The sequence below is a fragment of the Burkholderia guangdongensis genome, assembly GCF_013403875.1.
Taxonomy (GTDB): domain Bacteria; phylum Pseudomonadota; class Gammaproteobacteria; order Burkholderiales; family Burkholderiaceae; genus Burkholderia; species Burkholderia guangdongensis.
In genome coordinates this window covers 192,072-209,132 of sequence record NZ_JACBNX010000009.1, presented here as the reverse complement: position 1 = coordinate 209,132, position 17,061 = coordinate 192,072, and the positions used below count along the sequence as shown (strand labels likewise).

Genomic DNA, 17,061 nt, shown 5'->3' with positions numbered 1-17,061 from the left:
GTTTTCTCGGGATATTTTCATGAAAGAGAAATGCGAGAGTGATGGCGCATCCTAGCATGTGCCTCGTTCCGTATTGATCTCGTAGATTGACGAATTTAGACAGGGCGAGCGATGCAGGCGTATTGGCGATACAGGGGCAAGGCTTCGCCGCGCGATGAGGCGGGCGATCGCTGGCATTTGCTGCCCTTCCACATGCTGGACGTGGCAGCGATGATGGAAGCGCTGCTCGACCAGCGGCCGGATTGGGCAGAGATCTGTGCCACCAGCGCGGGCTGGAGCGTGCCGCAGTTCCGCGCTGCGGTGACCTACTTCGCCATCCTGCACGATCTGGGCAAGTTCGCCCGCAGTTTCCAGTCGGTGTTACCACCGAGCGACGCCGCGCTCGTGCCAGTGGACAAGGCGCCACGATATACGGAACGGCACGATACGCTGGGATTCCTGCTGTGGATGGACTATCTGCAGTCCCGTCTGCCCCAAGAGGTGCTGCCCGTTGCTGGGCACGCTCTATGGGAAAGCTGGATACGCATCGCTTGCGGCCACCATGGCCGGCCGCCGCGCGAGGGCGGGGCGAAACGCTTGTCTGCCGACGACCATTTCCTGCCCGACGACGTGGACGCCGCGCTGGCCTTTGCCTGCGACGCCGCGATCCTGTCCGGTCCGTTGCCGCCACCTGCCAATGATCTCGATCCACGCATCGGCTGGCAACTGGCTGGCCTGATGGTGCTGGCGGACTGGCTGGGCTCCAACCAATATCACTTTCCGTACCGGGCCGCGCCGATGGATCTGGCCACTTATTGGCGCGACCACGCGCGGCCCGGCGCGCGGCGGGCCTTGGAGATGTCCGGCCTCGCCGTCTGCCGTGGTGCGCCGTATGCGGGCGCCAACCGGCTGGCAGACTTCATTCCCTATCTGACTGCTCCCACGCCTTTGCAGTGTTACACCGCCAGCGTGCCGCTGGCCGACGGTCCGCAACTGTTTCTGCTGGAGGACGTGACCGGCGCTGGCAAGACCGAGGCGGCGCTGATCCTGGGGCACCGGCTGATAGCGGCCGATTTGGCCGATGGCCTGTATTTCGCACTGCCTACCATGGCCACATCCAACCAGATGTATCGCCGTGTCGGCGTCGTGTATCGCCGTCTGTTTGCCGAGGGGGAGCAACCATCGCTGGTGTTGGCGCATTCCGCCAGCCAGTTGGTGGAGGACTTCGCGCTCAGCGTGCAGCGCGGCGGCCAGCCGTACGTCAAGGGCGATGCTTCGGCCAGCATGAGTTGCAACGCGTGGCTGGCGGACAGCAACAAGAAAGCGCTGCTGGCGCAGGTGGGCGTGGGTTCCATCGACCAGGCACTGCTGGCGGTGTTGCCCGTGCGGCATCAGTCGTTGCGGCTGGTCGGGTTGGCGGGGAAGGTGCTCATCGTCGATGAAGTCCATGGCTTCGACCCTTATGTCCGCACCTTGCTGTGCCAACTGCTGCGCATGCACGCGGCCCAGGGCGGTAGCGCGGTGCTGCTGTCAGCCACCGTACCGGAGAAGACCAAAGCCGAACTGCTGAATGCCTATCGCCAGGGGCTGGGGCAGCCGGCCTTGGTCGCACCGTTTCGGTCGGATTACCCGCTGGCCGGCCATCTTTCCGCCGCGCATTTCGATCAACAGCCTTGCGAAACTCGGCGCGAGGTCAAGCGCTGCGTGCGCGTGGCGCATCTGCACGACGAGGCCGAGGTGATCAGCCTGATCATCAGCCAGGCACAGGCCGGCCGTTGCGTATGCTGGGTGCGCAATACGGTGGACGACGCCCGCCGCGCGTTCGATCTGCTGTGCGAAAGATTGCCGGTGGAAACGCTCCATCTGTTCCATAGCCGTTATGCGATGGGGCACCGCTTGGAGATAGAAGACCGGGTGCTGGATGCGTTCGGCAAATGTTCCAGGGCGGCCCAGCGCGCGGGGCGGGTACTGGTTGGCACGCAGGTTCTGGAACAGTCGCTGGATTTCGACGCCGACACGATGGTGAGTGATCTGGCTCCGATCGACCTGCTGATACAGCGCGCCGGCCGCCTGCAGCGCCATGCCCGGCAGGCGAACGGCGATCCGTGGCCGGATGCGATGGTTGCGGAACAGCGCATCGAGCAGCGGCCGGAGCCGGTGCTGTACGTCTATGGCCCGGAGCCGGACGATGACGCCAAGGCAGATTGGTATGGCCGGTTGTTCTCTGGCGCGCAATACGTGTATCCGGACTTCGCTGCGCTGTGGCAGACCCAGCAGGCGCTGCTGGCGGCCGGTCATATCGTGTCGCCGGGAGAGGTGGGCGAAGCTGGCGCGGTGCGGCGACTGGTGGAGGCCGTGTATGGCGCGGGCGGGGAGCGCGAGACCCCTGCCGCGTTGAAGGCTGCTGCGGACAAATGCGTGGGCGAGGCGATGAGCGAGCGCAGCATGGCGCGGTTCAACGTCCTGCAACTGGACAAAGGGTACTGCGAGGACAGCAGCAAGCACTGGGTGGAGGAGACCGATGTCGCCACCCGGCTGGGCGACGAGACGCGGCTGGTCTATCTGGTGGAGCAGGTGGGCGACGCGCTGAGGCCACTTTGCCATGGTGCCGACCCGCGTGCGCAATGGCAGTTGTCGGCACTGCGCGTGGACGAAAAAAAGCTCAAGGCCGTGTCGCCAGTCTGGCGGCGGCGTTTCCAGGTCCAACTGGACAACCTGGCACTGGAGCAACCTTGGCTCAGCGAATACGACGTTGTGTTGCCCTTGGTTGCGGGCGAGAGCGCGGGCGAGTGGCTGGGGCAGGGCGTCGACGCACGAGGCCGGGAGGTGGAGGTGCGTTACAGCTTGGCTCAGGGGTTGTTGTGGAAGTGAGCCGGCCGCTGGGGCCGCTTTGGGGGCAATCCCCACTGACGTGGGGAACAACCTTTTGATAGCCCTTTACAGCGGTTCATCCCCAACGAATTGAGGAACATTCGCATGCTATCAGACGAAATTGTCATACTTAATTTTTCTAAATTTTGATAGCCATTTACAGCTTATTGTTTGGTGTTAGAGTCTGGCAATCCCAGTAAAATTTGGAGCGTTTGCCGTGCATGCAACCTTCCTCGCAGCCCTCCCTACATGGTTGCTTGATCTCGTCCACCAAAGCTCTCTGCAAGAGAGCATCACGGGCCTGGTTGTAGCTGTCTGGATTGTGGCGCTGAGGGTCAAGCGGGTTAGCACCTCTCAAATAGATGTGAACTTTAAGGGCTGAGCGTGATGAATCTTCTGGATTCGGATGCAGCGTGGTTACGCTTGCAACGGCGTGACGGCAGCGAGAAGCCGGGCAGCGTCTACGACGTGGCGGACCCGGATGTGATGGACATCCTGTCGCCGCGGGCGGATTTTCGCGGCGCGTTGTACCAGTTGCTGATTGGGCTGCTGCAAACGACGGCGGCGCCGGTCAATCAGAATGACTGGCTGACGCTTTGGCGGCAGCCACCGGAAGCCGCCCAGTTGGAGGCGTGGTTCAGGCCCTTGCTGCCGGCGTTCGCGTTGCTGGGCGACACGGCCTTCATGCAGGACCTCGACCCGCTGGACGACGGCAACGCCAAAAGCACGGCCGAGCTATTGATCGACACCGGCTCCGATTCCAACCTGTTCTTCAACAAGCTGACCGACTGGCAGGGCTTATGCGCCGGCTGCACGGCGCAGGCCTTGTTCACGCTGCAGATCAATGCGCCCAGCGGTGGCGTCGGCCATCGCACTTCATTGCGCGGTGGCGGGCCTTTGACCACGCTGGTGCTGCCCAAGGAAGCCGACGCGTCGCTATGGCACAAGCTATGGCTGAACGTGCTGCCGCTGGCTGGCGAGGACGAAGCCTGGCGCGGCGACAGGCCGCTGTCGGACAAACTGCCGTGGTTGGCCGCCACTCGCGTGAGCGACAAGAGCGGCGTGGAAACCCGGCCGGAAGATGTTCACCCCACGCAAGCCTACTGGAGCACGCCGCGCCGCATCCGGCTGGATTCCGATGACGTGGTTGCCGGCGTGTGCGGGGTCTGCGGACAGAAGCACGACACGCTGTACCGCCAGTACCGCACCCGTAACTACGGCACCAATTACACCGGCCCCTGGCAGCATCCGCTCACGCCTTACCTGTTCGATGCCAAGGATCTGACCAAGCCGCCCATTCCGGCGAAGGGCGCGCGCGCGGCTGGCGGCTACCGCCATTGGTTGAGCCTGACCTTGGGCGAGAGCGACACCGAACATGTCGCGCGGGCAGTCCGGGATTTCAACCGCAAGGGCGGCAAAGCCGACACGCTGGAATTGCGCGGCGACGCTCGGCTGTGGTGCTTCGGTTACCAGATGGACAACATGAAGGCCGAGGCCTGGCGCGACGCCACGCTGCCGTTGTTCCGGCTGGAAAGTGCCGACGAGCGCCATTTCGTCCGTGCCGCGCAGGAACTGCTCGAGGTTTCCAGGCAGAGTGCGTTGATGCTGGGCGATCAGGTCAAGAAGGCCCGCCGGATGGACAAGAAGGAGCCGGCGGTCGAGCAAAGCTTTTGGCAGCGTAGCGAGGCGCTGTTCTATCGGGCGATAGAACAATTGGCCAAATCGCCGCAACTGGACGACGCCGCTCAGGCGCAAGCGTTCGCCGCGTGGCTGACGCCGTTGCGTCGGCTCGTGCTGGAACTGTTCGATTACTGGGTGCTGTGCGCGCCGATAGAGGAAATGGACATGGCCGAGGTGGTAGGCGCCCGGGCCGATTTGCAGCGCGGTTTGTGGCGTGCCAAGCCGCACAAGACGATGGGCGAACGGATCGCCCAATACCAGAGGGAGAGCGATGAAGCCGTTTCTCGATGAGGCCGGGCGCGCCGCGCTGGCCAGGACGGTGGTGCAGTGGCGCTTGGCGATGGACCCGACCGATGAGGAGCGCCGAGGGCCGTTTGCCATGCTGCAACGGGCGGATCGGGCCCAGTTGCGGCGCTGTCGCGCGCCGGAAGACGTACTGCTGCAGTCTGCCTTCCACCGGCTGCGGCAGGAGCTGGAGCGGCAGCAACTGCAATCGAAGCCCGATGAGCTGGCTTTGGCCGTTGGCGTGGTGGTCCATGCCCGGCACGTGCCGAACAAGAAGTTTGCCTACAGCCTGGGCCACAAGAACGCGTCCGGTCGTGTGGCGATGAGCGAGCTGCGTTTCCGCCAGTTGCAGACCTGCCGCGACGAAGACAGCTTTTTCCGCCAGGCCCGTCGCGCGGTGGATCTGCTGGACGGCGAGGTGGACGTTGGCCTGCTGGCGGCCGATCTACTGCAGTGGGTCCGCGAATTCCGCCGGCCGGACCCGGCTCTGCCGCCCGATCAGCGGTTGAAGCTGCGCTGGGCCTCGGACTATTACCACGCCGCGTTGCGCGACGCCGATCAAGAACCCGCCTGATTTCGATTTGGAGACAAGACGTGAGCCGTTTTATCCAGTTGCATTCCCTGATTTCCTACCCGCCGTCCAATCTGAACCGCGACGATCTGGGCCGCCCCAAAACCGCGATGATGGGGGGCGTGGAGCGCCTGCGGGTGTCGTCGCAAAGCCTGAAGCGCGCATGGCGCACGTCCGAACTGTTCGAACGGCAACTGTCCAGCAGGGTGGGTGAGAGCCAGGGCCACCTCGGTACCCGCACCAAGCAACTGGGCGTGGAGGTGTATGAAAAGCTGAAAGCCGCCGGCTTTGCCGACAAGCTGGCGGGCGACAGCGCCAACGAAATTGCCAAGGTCTACGGTGCACTGAAGAAGGACAAGCCTTATGAGATCGAACAACTGGTGCATATCTCGGCCGAAGAGAAGGCTTCGCTGGATGCGCTGGTGGCCAAGCTGATCACCGAAAAACGCGCGCCCGAGAAAGAAGAGCTAACTCCCCTGTTGCACAAGCAGCAGGCCGCGGACATCGCCATGTTCGGTCGCATGCTGGCCAGCAAGACCGAACACAATGTGGAAGCCGCGGTGCAGGTGGCTCACGCGTTGGGCATCCATGCCACAGCGATGGAGGATGATTACTTCACCGCCGTGGATGATCTGAACAAGCAGGATCCCGGTGCTGCTCACATTGGCGAAAGCGCCTTCGCTGCCGCCGTGTTCTACCAGTACATCTGCATCGACCGCGAACTGCTGCTGAAAAACCTGCTTGGGGACGAAGCGCTGCTGAAGCGCGCGATCCCTGCCTTGGTCGAGGCCGCGCTGACGGTCGGCCCGAGCGGCAAGCAGAACAGCTACGGCAGTGTCGGCTATGCGCATTACGCGCTGGCCGAGCGCGGCGATCGCCAACCACGTGGCCTGTCGCTGGCCTTTCTCGCTCCCGTGACGGGATCGAATTACGCCACTGCCGGCATCGAAGCACTGACCTCGGTGCGCGACAACATGGACAAGGTCTACGGTGATTGCGCCGACAGCCGCAACGAATTCAACGTGTTGACGGGCGAGGGCAGTCTTCAGGCGCTGCTGGCCTTTGTCGCGGAGTAGGGCAAATGCGCGAGTACATGGTTTTCCGGCTATACGGCCCGATGGCCAGTTGGGGCGAGCTGGCGGTGGGCGAGCAGCGCGCCAGCGCCGACCATCCGTCGCGTTCCGCGTTGCTGGGCTTGATGGGGGCGGCACTTGGCGTGCGCCGTGATGACGACGCTGGCCAGGAGGCGCTGAGCCGTGGTTATCGCTTTGGCATCAAGCTGATCGCTGCCGGCATGCCGCTGCGCGACTACCACACCGTGCAGTGGCCGGGCGAATCGAAGAAAGTCGTTTATCGCACCCGCCGCCAGGAAGTGCGCGACACGGGGAAACTCAACACCATCCTCACCAGTCGCGAATACCGCAGCGACAGCCTCAGCGTGGTGGCGCTGGAGGCTGCGCCGGATGCGCGGCATAGCTTGTCTACGCTGCTGGCGGCGCTGCAGGCGCCGGTGTTCGTGCTCTCTCTGGGGCGTAAGTCCTGTCCGTTGGCGCTGCCGCTGGACCCGTGCATCGCCGGCTTCGACACGCTGAAGCAGGCGCTGGACAGTCGCGACGGCGAGCCGCTGTTGCCCGGTTGCGGCGTCATTCGTCGGGACCAGCAGGCCCGCTATTTTTGGGACGAAGCGATGGCCTCCCCCGGTATGGAGCCCACCTTGCAACTGACACGGCACGACCAGCCGCTGTCGCGCCGCCGCTGGCAGTTCGAGCCGAGGCGCGAGCTCGTGTACTTGGCGGGGGGCGTGCAATGAGCCATTACCTGTCGCGCGTCACCGTGCCATCCGACGTGGTGGCGGACGAGTCGGCGCTGATGACCGCCGGCGCTGTCTACCGCGACCACGCGCTGATGTGGAAACTCTTTCCCGGCGCGCCGGATGCCAAGCGCGATTTCCTGTTTCGCAGCGAAACCGGGGCCAAAGGCCATCTGCTGTACCACCTGTTGTCGCAGCGGCAGCCGCAGGCCTGGCACTCGGCGGTGAAGGTGGAAAGCAAGCTCTACCAGCCCAAGCTGGAAGCCGGCGAGTGGGTGCATTTCAGCCTGCGTGCCAATCCGGTGGTGGCCAAAGTTCGAGAGAAGGGCCAAAGCAGCCGGCGCCACGATGTGCTGATGGCAGCCAAGACCGAGGCGAAGGCCAAGGGGTTATCACCCGGTGACATTCATACCGAGATGACGCGCGCCGCGCTGGCGTGGCTGACCCGCCGGGCCGACGCCTGGGGGCTGGAAATCGACACCGACGAAGTGCAGGTGAACGCTTATCTTCAGCACACGCTGCGCAGCAAGGGGCGCCAGCTGCGGTTTTCGTCCGTCGATTATCAAGGCATGGCCAGGGTGGGCGATGGTGAAAAGCTGGCGCGAGCACTGCTGGGCCAGCCCGCCGCCGCGCCGCACTCCAGCCTGGGGCATGCGCTGGGCTTCGGTTGCGGCTTGCTGTTGGTCAAGCGCCTGCCATGAGCCAACCGCTTCCATCCCTGAAGCCGCTCCCCATCAAGGATCGGCTTTCTGTTTTGTTCGTCGAGCGTTGCCAACTGGATGTGCTCGACGGTGCCTTCGTTGCGGTGGACGCCACCGGCGTGCGTACTCACATCCCGGTGGGCGGTGTGGCCTGCCTGATGCTGGAGCCGGGCGTGCGGGTGTCGCATGCCGCCAGCAAGCTGGCGGCGCAGGTAGGTACGCTGCTGGTGTGGGTGGGTGAGGCGGGGGTAAGGTTGTATTCGGCTGGCCAGCCTGGCGGCGCGCGCGCCGACCGGTTGTTGTACCAGGCGCGATTGGCGCTGGACGACGACGCGCGGCTCAAGGTGGTGCGCGAGATGTACCGCCGCCGCTTCGGCGACGAGCCGCCGCAGCGGCGTAGCGTGGAGCAGTTGCGTGGCATTGAGGGCGCGCGGGTGCGGGCCATGTATCAGCAGTTGGCGCAGCAATACGGCGTCAAGTGGCAGGCGCGCAATTACGACCGTGAAGACTGGGACCAGGCCGACATCCCTAATCGCTGCCTGTCTGCTGCCACCGCTTGCCTGTACGGCGTGGCAGAGGCGGCGGTGCTGGCGGCCGGTTACGCGCCGGCGATCGGCTTCATCCACAGTGGAAAGCCGTTGTCGTTCGTCTACGACGTGGCGGACATCTACAAATTCGAAACCGTGGTGCCGGTGGCCTTTGCCGTCGCCGCCAAGCCGGCGGGCAATGTGGAGCGCGACGTGCGCCAGCGCTGCCGCGACATGTTTCGCAAGACGCGGCTGCTGGAGCGCATCATTCCGGACATCGAGACGCTGCTGGACGCCGGTGAGCTTGCCAAGCCGCAAGCGCAGGGTGTGGTGGACGCGGCGTTCCCGGAAGACGAGGGGCTGGGCGATGCTGGTCATCGTACTTGAGAACGCCCCGCCGCGGCTGCGCGGGCGGATGGCGATCTGGTTGCTGGAGATCCGCGCCGGCGTTTACGTGGGCAACTACAACCGCAAAATCCGCGACTACCTGTGGCAGCAAGTGGAAGAGGGGCTGGAAGACGGCAACGCGGTGATGGCCTGGCAGGCCACTACTGAGGCCGGCTTCGACTTCGTTACGATAGGCGCCAACCGTCGCATGCCGGCGGAGTTTGACGGTGCCAAGCTGGTGTCTTTCCTTCCGCCGCCGCAATCTGGCGATGCAGGCGAATAACGCCGGACGTTATGGGGGCTGGTTTCGTTCTTTAAAAATCGGTAGATTTTCGGACGGGGTTTTTGCTTCGAAAAATCAATTGTTTGCCATTGGTGTGTTCCCCGCGGACGCGGGGATGAACCGTTTCTCGGCGACTTCCGCGCATGGAACCGCGAGTGTTCCCCGCGGACGCGGGGATGAACCGCGACCAAACAGGCGCCGGCACAACCTTCCGGAGTGTTCCCCGCGGACGCGGGGATGAACCGTGCGCGCGATTTTCGTTGACGGCGCGCACGATGTGTTCCCCGCGGACGCGGGGATGAACCGGGATGGAAGCCGCGCCCGCCAGTGGCGGCCTGGTGTTCCCCGCGGACGCGGGGATGAACCGCGTACGTTCAATCCGGCGGGCGTGCCGGACTTGTGTTCCCCGCGGACGCGGGGATGAACCGTCCTCGAGGCGAATCGCGCACTCGTCACAGAGGTGTTCCCCGCGGACGCGGGGATGAACCGAACCGCGAAATCGCCGGGTCGGCCGTGCCGTTGTGTTCCCCGCGGACGCGGGGATGAACCGAGATGAGTGCGTATTTCAGGCCGAGATAGCCGGTGTTCCCCGCGGACGCGGGGATGAACCGATCTGGCTGAGCTCGGCATCCTGAAACCCGAGGTGTTCCCCGCGGACGCGGGGATGAACCGACTTGGATATTGAGCAGTGTGCCAAGCGGGTGGTGTTCCCCGCGGACGCGGGGATGAACCGCGCTTCTTCCGTTCCTCTTCCTGCTGGATCTGGTGTTCCCCGCGGACGCGGGGATGAACCGATCTACGACCCGGAGAGGGAAGGCAATGAGCAGTGTTCCCCGCGGACGCGGGGATGAACCGCAATCTCGACGGCTCGGGCTGGACCGTCTCGAGTGTTCCCCGCGGACGCGGGGATGAACCGTGCAATCCGGAATGGGCGAGCCTGCCGGGGTCGTGTTCCCCGCGGACGCGGGGATGAACCGTCACAGTACTCGAGCGCCGGCAGGATCTGCTGGTGTTCCCCGCGGACGCGGGGATGAACCGCTGGTGGTTATGCGCCGGCTCGCGCTCCAGAAGTGTTCCCCGCGGACGCGGGGATGAACCGCGAAAATCGACCAGCCAGTATCGCCATATACCGTGTTCCCCGCGGACGCGGGGATGAACCGGTTCCGGGCCAGATGTAGCGCCTTGTCGGCGCGTGTTCCCCGCGGACGCGGGGATGAACCGCCGCGCAGCGCCGTGATATCCGACTTGCTGAAGTGTTCCCCGCGGACGCGGGGATGAACCGGGCACGCCGGCATCGATCCAGATGGCGCTGACGTGTTCCCCGCGGACGCGGGGATGAACCGCGATAGACGGCGCCCCAGTCACCTTGCACACCGTGTTCCCCGCGGACGCGGGGATGAACCGTCGGAAACAGTTCGGTGTTCTCTTTGCCGGCCGTGTTCCCCGCGGACGCGGGGATGAACCGCGCGTGCACTTCGCGCACGGCGGCAACCTCACGTGTTCCCAGCGGACGCGGGGATGAACCGGGCAGGGGTTCGACGCCGGCAAGATGGTGCAGGTGTTCCCCGCGGACGCGGGGATGAACCGGTTGCCGAATTGGTGATCTTTCGAGGCTAGAGGTGTTCCCCGCGGACGCGGGGATGAACCAAGGCATCGATCCAGCGGATTACGGTCATCAACGTGTTCCCCGCGGACGCGGGGATGAACCGCCAGCAAATGCGTCGATCGAGAAGACGATGTCGTGTTCCCCGCGGACGCGGGGATGAACCGAGTTCACTCACGTATGAGCCGAGCGATAAGAAGTGTTCCCCGCGGACGCGGGGATGAACCGCCACGCAAGCGGGGCTTGTCGCGCAAGGGCAGGTGTTCCCCGCGGACGCGGGGATGAACCGAACGGGATCGTGATCTGGGACAACGTGCTGAAGTGTTCCCCGCGGACGCGGGGATGAACCGCCTTTCTTCAAATGATTCGTGTCGGCGAGGGCGTGTTCCCCGCGGACGCGGGGATGAACCGGCTATATGAGCGCGGCCACCTAGTTATCTGCCGTGTTCCCCGCGGACGCGGGGATGAACCGTCAGAACGCGGGCGGCCCGGTCCACATCGTTGGTGTTCCCCGCGGACGCGGGGATGAACCGGTCCAAACGCCGTTTCACAGCGTCCAGATACTGTGTTCCCCGCGGACGCGGGGATGAACCGTCATGCGCGAACTATCGCTATCACGTCCAGCAGTGTTCCCCGCGGACGCGGGGATGAACCTTCACCAGGTAGGTGCCGTAGTTGCCTTGCACCGTGTTCCCCGCGGACGCGGGGATGAACCGCCGACGAGCGGCGGCGGCTTCGATGAAATGGAGTGTTCCCCGCGGACGCGGGGATGAACCGCGCAGATCGGCACCTTCTTTGCCCGTTATCAGGTGTTCCCCGCGGACGCGGGGATGAACCGCCGCCAGAGCGCTGCAGGCCGTCGAGTGGTGCGTGTTCCCCGCGGACGCGGGGATGAACCGCTGTTCCGTCGATGTGTCGTACGGCGGCACGAGTGTTCCCCGCGGACGCGGGGATGAACCGCTCTATGGAGCAACGTATCGAAGCGTCGTGTCGTGTTCCCGCGGACGCGGGGATGAACCGTCGAAATCGAACGCGATATCGCCCGCCGCGATGTGTTCCCCGCGGACGCGGGGATGAACCGGTGGGGATGACGCGCGTCACGGCACGTCAGGAGTGTTCCCCGCGGACGCGGGGATGAACCGCCATTAATGGGCATCAGGTCCGCGTCGTAAATGTGTTCCCCGCGGACGCGGGGATGAACCGCTTTCACGCCTGGTCGGAGAGGGATGTCAGCCGTGTTCCCCGCGGACGCGGGGATGAACCGGCGCACGGATCGTTATCGGCCTCGGCGGCGTCGTGTTCCCCGCGGACGCGGGGATGAACCGGCCGCGTTGATGTCGTCGATGGTGATCATGCGGTGTTCCCCGCGGACGCGGGGATGAACCGGCGGCCTGCAGGAGGCGCCCTTCGCGACGGTTGTGTTCCCCGCGGACGCGGGGATGAACCGGAATACGCGCAGCTGCTCACCGACACCGCGAAGTGTTCCCCGCGGACGCGGGGATGAACCGGAAATGAAACCGATCGATTATCCGAAGCTGGCGTGTTCCCCGCGGACGCGGGGATGAACCGCAAACACGCACTCTGGATCGCGCTGGCGGTGCGTGTTCCCCGCGGACGCGGGGATGAACCGGCGATGCTGCGCCCGCTGCTCGAATCACGGTTGTGTTCCCCGCGGACGCGGGGATGAACCGACCGGGCGCGGGATGCCATCTCGGCGGCGGTAGTGTTCCCCGCGGACGCGGGGATGAACCGATTCATCCCGGTAGGCGCGAAAACCGGACCGGGTGTTCCCCGCGGACGCGGGGATGAACCGGCATCGGCCCGCGCGCCGGTCCCGCCGATATCGTGTTCCCCGCGGACGCGGGGATGAACCGGAGCGCATCGATTTGCTACCCCCTTTGCTTCGGTGTTCCCCGCGGACGCGGGGATGAACCGTGCTGATGGTGTTCAACACGCCGGGCGGCAGTGTGTTCCCCGCGGACGCGGGGATGAACCGCGCAACCTGCGCGGCGCGCACGACATTATCCAGTGTTCCCCGCGGACGCGGGGATGAACCGTCGAGCTACGTCAAACGGCTGATGGAGCGCGCGTGTTCCCCGCGGACGCGGGGATGAACCGCGCGACTACGGTTGCAGCGTGCGCATCGAGTTGTGTTCCCCGCGGACGCGGGGATGAACCGTCGATGGACGGCAGCAGCGTCGGGTCACTGGAGTGTTCCCCGCGGACGCGGGGATGAACCGTTCCGTCTGATTTTGCGCGCCGACGGTTTGAAGTGTTCCCCGCGGACGCGGGGATGAACCGAAAAAGCGGGGCGGTTTCGGCGCCCCTAAATCGTGTTCCCCGCGGACGCGGGGATGAACCGACGCGCAGCTTCGCGAAGATGGTGGCCGTGAAGTGTTCCCCGCGGACGCGGGGATGAACCGGTTACGACGCTCGATGTTCATCGCCTCGAGGCGTGTTCCCCGCGGACGCGGGGATGAACCGGTGACCAGCGACAGCAGAATGGACGCCAGCGCGTGTTCCCCGCGGACGCGGGGATGAACCGGCGGGGCTCCCATCGGCGGATCGCGTCAGCGGGTGTTCCCCGCGGACGCGGGGATGAACCGAATCGTCGGAAGCAGTTCCGTCTTGGCACTCAGTGTTCCCCGCGGACGCGGGGATGAACCGCGCAGTGCCGAATCGTTCATGGCTTCGCAGGAGTGTTCCCCGCGGACGCGGGGATGAACCGAATGCGCCGCTATTTTCGGTCACGACCACGGTGTGTTCCCCGCGGACGCGGGGATGAACCGGAATGACCATGAAACTGAGCGATATCCTGGCTGTGTTCCCCGCGGACGCGGGGATGAACCGATGCATTGAAGAAGCCTCTATCATGGCCGTTCGTGTTCCCCGCGGACGCGGGGATGAACCGGTGGACAGATTCATCGGCGCGTCCACAAGCTCGTGTTCCCCGCGGACGCGGGGATGAACCGGTCAATATCGCTCGCGCGCTCGCCTCGGTGCGGTGTTCCCCGCGGACGCGGGGATGAACCGCTGAAACGGGCCACTTCGTCGTTGGTCAGACCGTGTTCCCCGCGGACGCGGGGATGAACCGTCTCATCCGTCTATGCGAAGGCCACCGAGCTCGTGTTCCCCGCGGACGCGGGGATGAACCGAAACTCACGCTCCAGCAGCAAAGCCTGGTCGCGTGTTCCCCGCGGACGCGGGGATGAACCGGCGCGGGGCGAGGTTTCTCCACTTCGGGTGAGGTGTTCCCCGCGGACGCGGGGATGAACCGGCGGACAAGACGGGCCTGTTGCTGGTCGCAGCGTGTTCCCCGCGGACGCGGGGATGAACCGCGAATGCGCCTTGCGTGACCTTTCATTCCAATGTGTTCCTCGCGGACGCGGGGATGAACCGTCGCCACCACCGAACGAGCCGGTCGTGCCGTTGTGTTCCCCGCGGACGCGGGGATGAACCGAGCGCGGCATCGTGCACGGCGAGTTGACGATCGTGTTCCCCGCGGACGCGGGGATGAACCGCATGGGAGGCAATTTCGGTACCGGTGCTCGCCGTGTTCCCCGCGGACGCGGGGATGAACCGTCGAGCTACGTCAAACGGCTGATGGAGCGCGCGTGTTCCCCGCGGACGCGGGGATGAACCGTCGCGGCGGCATTCGACGCGACCCCGGCGCAGGTGTTCCCCGCGGACGCGGGGATGAACCGATTGCCAGCAGCCCGACACCGTTCGCGGTCGTGTGTTCCCCGCGGACGCGGGGATGAACCGACGGATGCGCGGATTGCCATTCCGACGGCGCTGTGTTCCCCGCGGACGCGGGGATGAACCGATGGGATGGAAAGCGTGGGCGTACTGGCAAAAGTGTTCCCCGCGGACGCGGGGATGAACCGTCGTATGGGCGTAATGGCGCTGATACGACTACGTGTTCCCCACGAGGGCGGGGATGAACCGTCGCTTTCGATCAACGGCCGGGATCTCGCGGTGTGTTCCCCGCGAGCGCGGTAAGCACCCGGTGACGACACCCCACAGCGTAAATTGCCACCAATCAGGCGGCGGATGCCCACGATACGGCAGAAGCGCGACGATATCGTCGGCGCGGTGGGTCGGCAGGCGATCGAGCACGTCTTTCAAATAGACGCAGGGATCATGGCCGTTGAGCTGCGCCGATCGAATCAGGCGCATGACCGCAGCCCGTTTCCCGGCGCGCAGTGAACCGGCGAACAACCAATACGAGCGCCCCGCCGCAAGCTCGTGTTCATTCTGCCCATATCGGGCAAGAAGTCGAAGCCCATTATCGTTGGCATCCGCTTTATGGTCGCCGCGTCAAGGTTCGAGACGTCGAGAATCGCAGCGGCGGCCGCGTCCTGCATATCGAAGCCGGCTCTGACGTAGTCAAGGTATTGGCGGCGTAGATGCTCGATCGGGCCGTTTGCTAAGCCATGGAGCTCGGCGAGCCGAGGGTTACCGTGGCGGTGCTATGCGCCCTGCATCGGCTGCTTGTTGATCCGGCGCTTGCGAGCAAACTCGCCGGACAGTTCCACCATCGTCCGCGAGAAACGCAATGGGCCAGCTGCCAAGGGGGGCCAGCACGACCGCAATCGCCGGCGGTGACGCCGCGCCAGATGAGCATGGTGTTCGACAACGCTGAACTTCAGGGAATGAACGCGGCGCAGCGCGCAAAGGTACCTGCCTGAACGCATCGATCTGCAAGCGGTGAACGGTCGGACGTATACATCCGCGGATAGCGAAACCTGACACGCACGGCTATGGATGTCCGAATGTCCGGCAAGCAACCCGTAGCCGCCTCACCAGCTCCGATCCCGGATGTCGGTTACGGGCCGACACCGGCCTACGTCTACGGAGGGCGTCGGGGTCGATTCGTTGGAGTCGTTAGTGAGTGGTGAAGCCGTGGAGAAGCTACGATGGCTGGCATGCGAAGGGGGCTTCCTCGCTGTACCGCGAGGGCTGGCATGCTTTTAAGCGAGTCCCGAGCCTCGGTGTCGTATGGCGGATTTAATGATTAACAGTCTGCCGTGACGAACTGTGAAAGCTCCCCGCGCCAGGATTATTATGGCCCCAATATATGGATGGCTTTCTTTGGGTGCCAGCATAGCGCGCATGGTGCCAAATGGTCTCCATGGCGTGCTATGCTGACACCATCCGTCGTGTGATGGAGATAAGGCAGCAGTGAACGATGGGCTATCTATGAGCCCATCACATTTGAGAAAAGGACCACACCCCCGTCGTCGTCGCGCGGCTACCCGGGTTCCAGCGGTCCAACATGAGGAACCAGCAATGGCTATCAAGCATGACAGCGGTCTGGATAGCCCCGGCCGCGGGCGAATTACTGCCCGGTTGAGTGCAGAGAAGCAAGCTGTATTGCAGCTAGCTGCAGAGCTATCGGGCAGTACGCTTAGCCAGTTCATCGTGCAGTCGGCACTTCGGGCTGCAGAACAGGTCATCGAGCAGGAAGAAATCATTCGGTCCATCCGTCTGACGATGGATGAATCGAAGCGCTTCTTTGCGTTGCTCGATGAACCGCCGAAACCCAATGAGGCATTGCAGCGTGCAATGGCGCGACTACGGAAGAACAAGATTGGAACCACGCATTCGACGACTTGAGGCGAACCACGACCGTAATCGTTTTGACTGCGGTGTCAGTTCGATGAACGCCTGGCTGCAGAAGACGGCAAACCAGCATCAGCAGAAAAACCTGTCGCGCACCTTCGTCGCGATTCTGCCCGACGATCCCTACACGATCGTCGGGTACTACGCGTTGGCGGCTACGTCCGTTGAAACTGACGGGATACCCGGCGACCAGCGGCTTCCCAGGAACGTATCCGCAGTACTCTTGGCACGACTAGCCGTTGACAAGAACCACAAAGGCCAGGGCCTGGGCGAATATCTTCTTGCGCACGCATTGGACACGGTCGTGGCGACGGCCGAGAACATTGGTGTGCAGTGTGTTGTCGTTGATGCGCTCGATGACAGCGCGGCGGGTTTCTACCGGAAGTACGGTTTTGCGCCATTCACCGACGCGCCGCTCCGGCTCGTCCTGCCGGTAGCGACGATCAAGCAGGTGTGACCGCGGCCGGGGCCCATCAACTAACCCACCAAAGACTTTACGATTTATTCAGAGGGAAGCGCGCTAATCCAGCTCAACGGAAAGCGATCCATCGGCCGGAAAGCCTTATCTGGCGTGTGTTTGGGGGATTGAATCAGACCGATTCGGAAGAGGCGGGAGAGAGGTTCTGGCGGAAGCGGTGAGATTCGAACTCACGGACAGTTGCCCGTCGCCGGTTTTCAAGACCGGTGCCTTAAACCGCTCGGCCACGCTTCCACGAGGCGGCATTGTAACCGAAATGCC

At 64.3% G+C, this 17,061-nt stretch carries 10 protein-coding genes, 1 tRNA gene, 1 pseudogene and 1 CRISPR repeat array; of the genes and pseudogenes, 10 read left to right on the top strand and 2 right to left on the bottom strand.

The annotated features are described in order from the left end of the window. The first annotated feature begins 111 nt into the window (after positions 1–111). The 8 genes from cas3 to cas2e all read left to right on the top strand — a co-directional run bounded on the left by cas3 (position 112) and on the right by cas2e (position 9,094). Positions 112–2,850, top strand: coding sequence for a CRISPR-associated helicase Cas3' (gene cas3, locus HZI36_RS11135; RefSeq protein WP_179402699.1), 2,739 nt, complete (start codon positions 112–114; stop codon positions 2,848–2,850). A 387-nt stretch (positions 2,851–3,237) separates the two neighbouring features. Further along, positions 3,238–4,821 carry a type I-E CRISPR-associated protein Cse1/CasA gene (gene casA / locus HZI36_RS11130; protein ID WP_179402698.1) on the top strand — a complete coding sequence of 528 codons (1,584 nt, stop codon included), beginning with the start codon at positions 3,238–3,240 and terminating at the stop codon, positions 4,819–4,821. Then, positions 4,802–5,389, top strand: coding sequence for a type I-E CRISPR-associated protein Cse2/CasB (casB, locus tag HZI36_RS11125; protein ID WP_179402697.1), 588 nt, complete (start codon positions 4,802–4,804; stop codon positions 5,387–5,389). Before casA ends, casB begins: the two co-directional genes overlap by 20 nt. Before the next feature lie 20 nt (positions 5,390–5,409). After that, positions 5,410–6,462 carry a type I-E CRISPR-associated protein Cas7/Cse4/CasC gene (cas7e, locus tag HZI36_RS11120; protein ID WP_179402696.1) on the top strand — a complete coding sequence of 351 codons (1,053 nt, stop codon included), beginning with the start codon at positions 5,410–5,412 and terminating at the stop codon, positions 6,460–6,462. A 5-nt stretch (positions 6,463–6,467) separates the two neighbouring features. After that, on the top strand, positions 6,468–7,196 hold the full coding sequence (gene cas5e, locus HZI36_RS11115; RefSeq protein ID WP_179402695.1) for a type I-E CRISPR-associated protein Cas5/CasD: 729 nt from the start codon (positions 6,468–6,470) through the stop codon (positions 7,194–7,196). Continuing rightward, the gene (cas6e, locus tag HZI36_RS11110) at positions 7,193–7,897 is read left to right on the top strand and encodes a type I-E CRISPR-associated protein Cas6/Cse3/CasE (protein ID WP_179402694.1); all 705 of its coding nucleotides are present in this window, start codon (positions 7,193–7,195) and stop codon (positions 7,895–7,897) included. Before cas5e ends, cas6e begins: the two co-directional genes overlap by 4 nt. Beyond that, positions 7,894–8,811, top strand: a complete 918-nt coding sequence (gene cas1e, locus HZI36_RS11105) for a type I-E CRISPR-associated endonuclease Cas1e (protein WP_179402693.1) — start codon at positions 7,894–7,896, stop codon at positions 8,809–8,811. The genes cas6e and cas1e overlap by 4 nt, the downstream gene beginning before the upstream one ends. After that, complete coding sequence (gene cas2e, locus HZI36_RS11100; RefSeq protein ID WP_179402692.1) at positions 8,792–9,094, top strand: type I-E CRISPR-associated endoribonuclease Cas2e; 303 nt, start codon at positions 8,792–8,794, stop codon at positions 9,092–9,094. The genes cas1e and cas2e overlap by 20 nt, the downstream gene beginning before the upstream one ends. A 94-nt stretch (positions 9,095–9,188) precedes the next feature. Then, a CRISPR array of direct repeats spans positions 9,189–14,645; the repeat unit is 29 nt; unit sequence GTGTTCCCCGCGGACGCGGGGATGAACCG. 165 nt (positions 14,646–14,810) lie between these two features. Here the strand turns inward: cas2e and HZI36_RS27485 are convergent. Then, positions 14,811–14,876, bottom strand: a pseudogene (locus HZI36_RS27485) (transposase domain-containing protein); the annotation flags it as partial. Between the two features lie 1,113 nt (positions 14,877–15,989). Between HZI36_RS27485 and HZI36_RS11090 the strand changes: the two are divergent. Continuing rightward, positions 15,990–16,316 carry a type II toxin-antitoxin system TacA family antitoxin gene (locus tag HZI36_RS11090; RefSeq protein ID WP_179402691.1) on the top strand — a complete coding sequence of 109 codons (327 nt, stop codon included), beginning with the start codon at positions 15,990–15,992 and terminating at the stop codon, positions 16,314–16,316. A gap of 43 nt (positions 16,317–16,359) precedes the next feature. Then, complete coding sequence (locus tag HZI36_RS11085; protein WP_179402690.1) at positions 16,360–16,779, top strand: GNAT family N-acetyltransferase; 420 nt, start codon at positions 16,360–16,362, stop codon at positions 16,777–16,779. Positions 16,780–16,946: 167 nt separating this feature from the next. On the opposite strand, the gene HZI36_RS11080 is transcribed toward HZI36_RS11085, so the two are convergent. Continuing rightward, positions 16,947–17,034 (bottom strand) — tRNA-Ser (locus tag HZI36_RS11080). Positions 17,035–17,061: the final 27 nt, after the last annotated feature.

Bases quoted from the DNA above. Each gene is read 5' to 3' on its own strand.
- HZI36_RS11085 (WP_179402690.1), top strand. From the start codon at position 16,360: ATGAACGCCTGGCTGCAGAAGACGGCAAACCAGCATCAGCAGAAAAAC.
- cas3 (WP_179402699.1), top strand. From the start codon at position 112: ATGCAGGCGTATTGGCGATACAGGGGCAAGGCTTCGCCGCGCGATGAG.
- casB (WP_179402697.1), top strand. From the start codon at position 4,802: ATGAAGCCGTTTCTCGATGAGGCCGGGCGCGCCGCGCTGGCCAGGACG.
- cas6e (WP_179402694.1), top strand. From the start codon at position 7,193: ATGAGCCATTACCTGTCGCGCGTCACCGTGCCATCCGACGTGGTGGCG.
- cas1e (WP_179402693.1), top strand. From the start codon at position 7,894: ATGAGCCAACCGCTTCCATCCCTGAAGCCGCTCCCCATCAAGGATCGG.
- HZI36_RS11090 (WP_179402691.1), top strand. From the start codon at position 15,990: ATGGCTATCAAGCATGACAGCGGTCTGGATAGCCCCGGCCGCGGGCGA.
- casA (WP_179402698.1), top strand. From the start codon at position 3,238: ATGAATCTTCTGGATTCGGATGCAGCGTGGTTACGCTTGCAACGGCGT.
- cas5e (WP_179402695.1), top strand. From the start codon at position 6,468: ATGCGCGAGTACATGGTTTTCCGGCTATACGGCCCGATGGCCAGTTGG.
- cas2e (WP_179402692.1), top strand. From the start codon at position 8,792: ATGCTGGTCATCGTACTTGAGAACGCCCCGCCGCGGCTGCGCGGGCGG.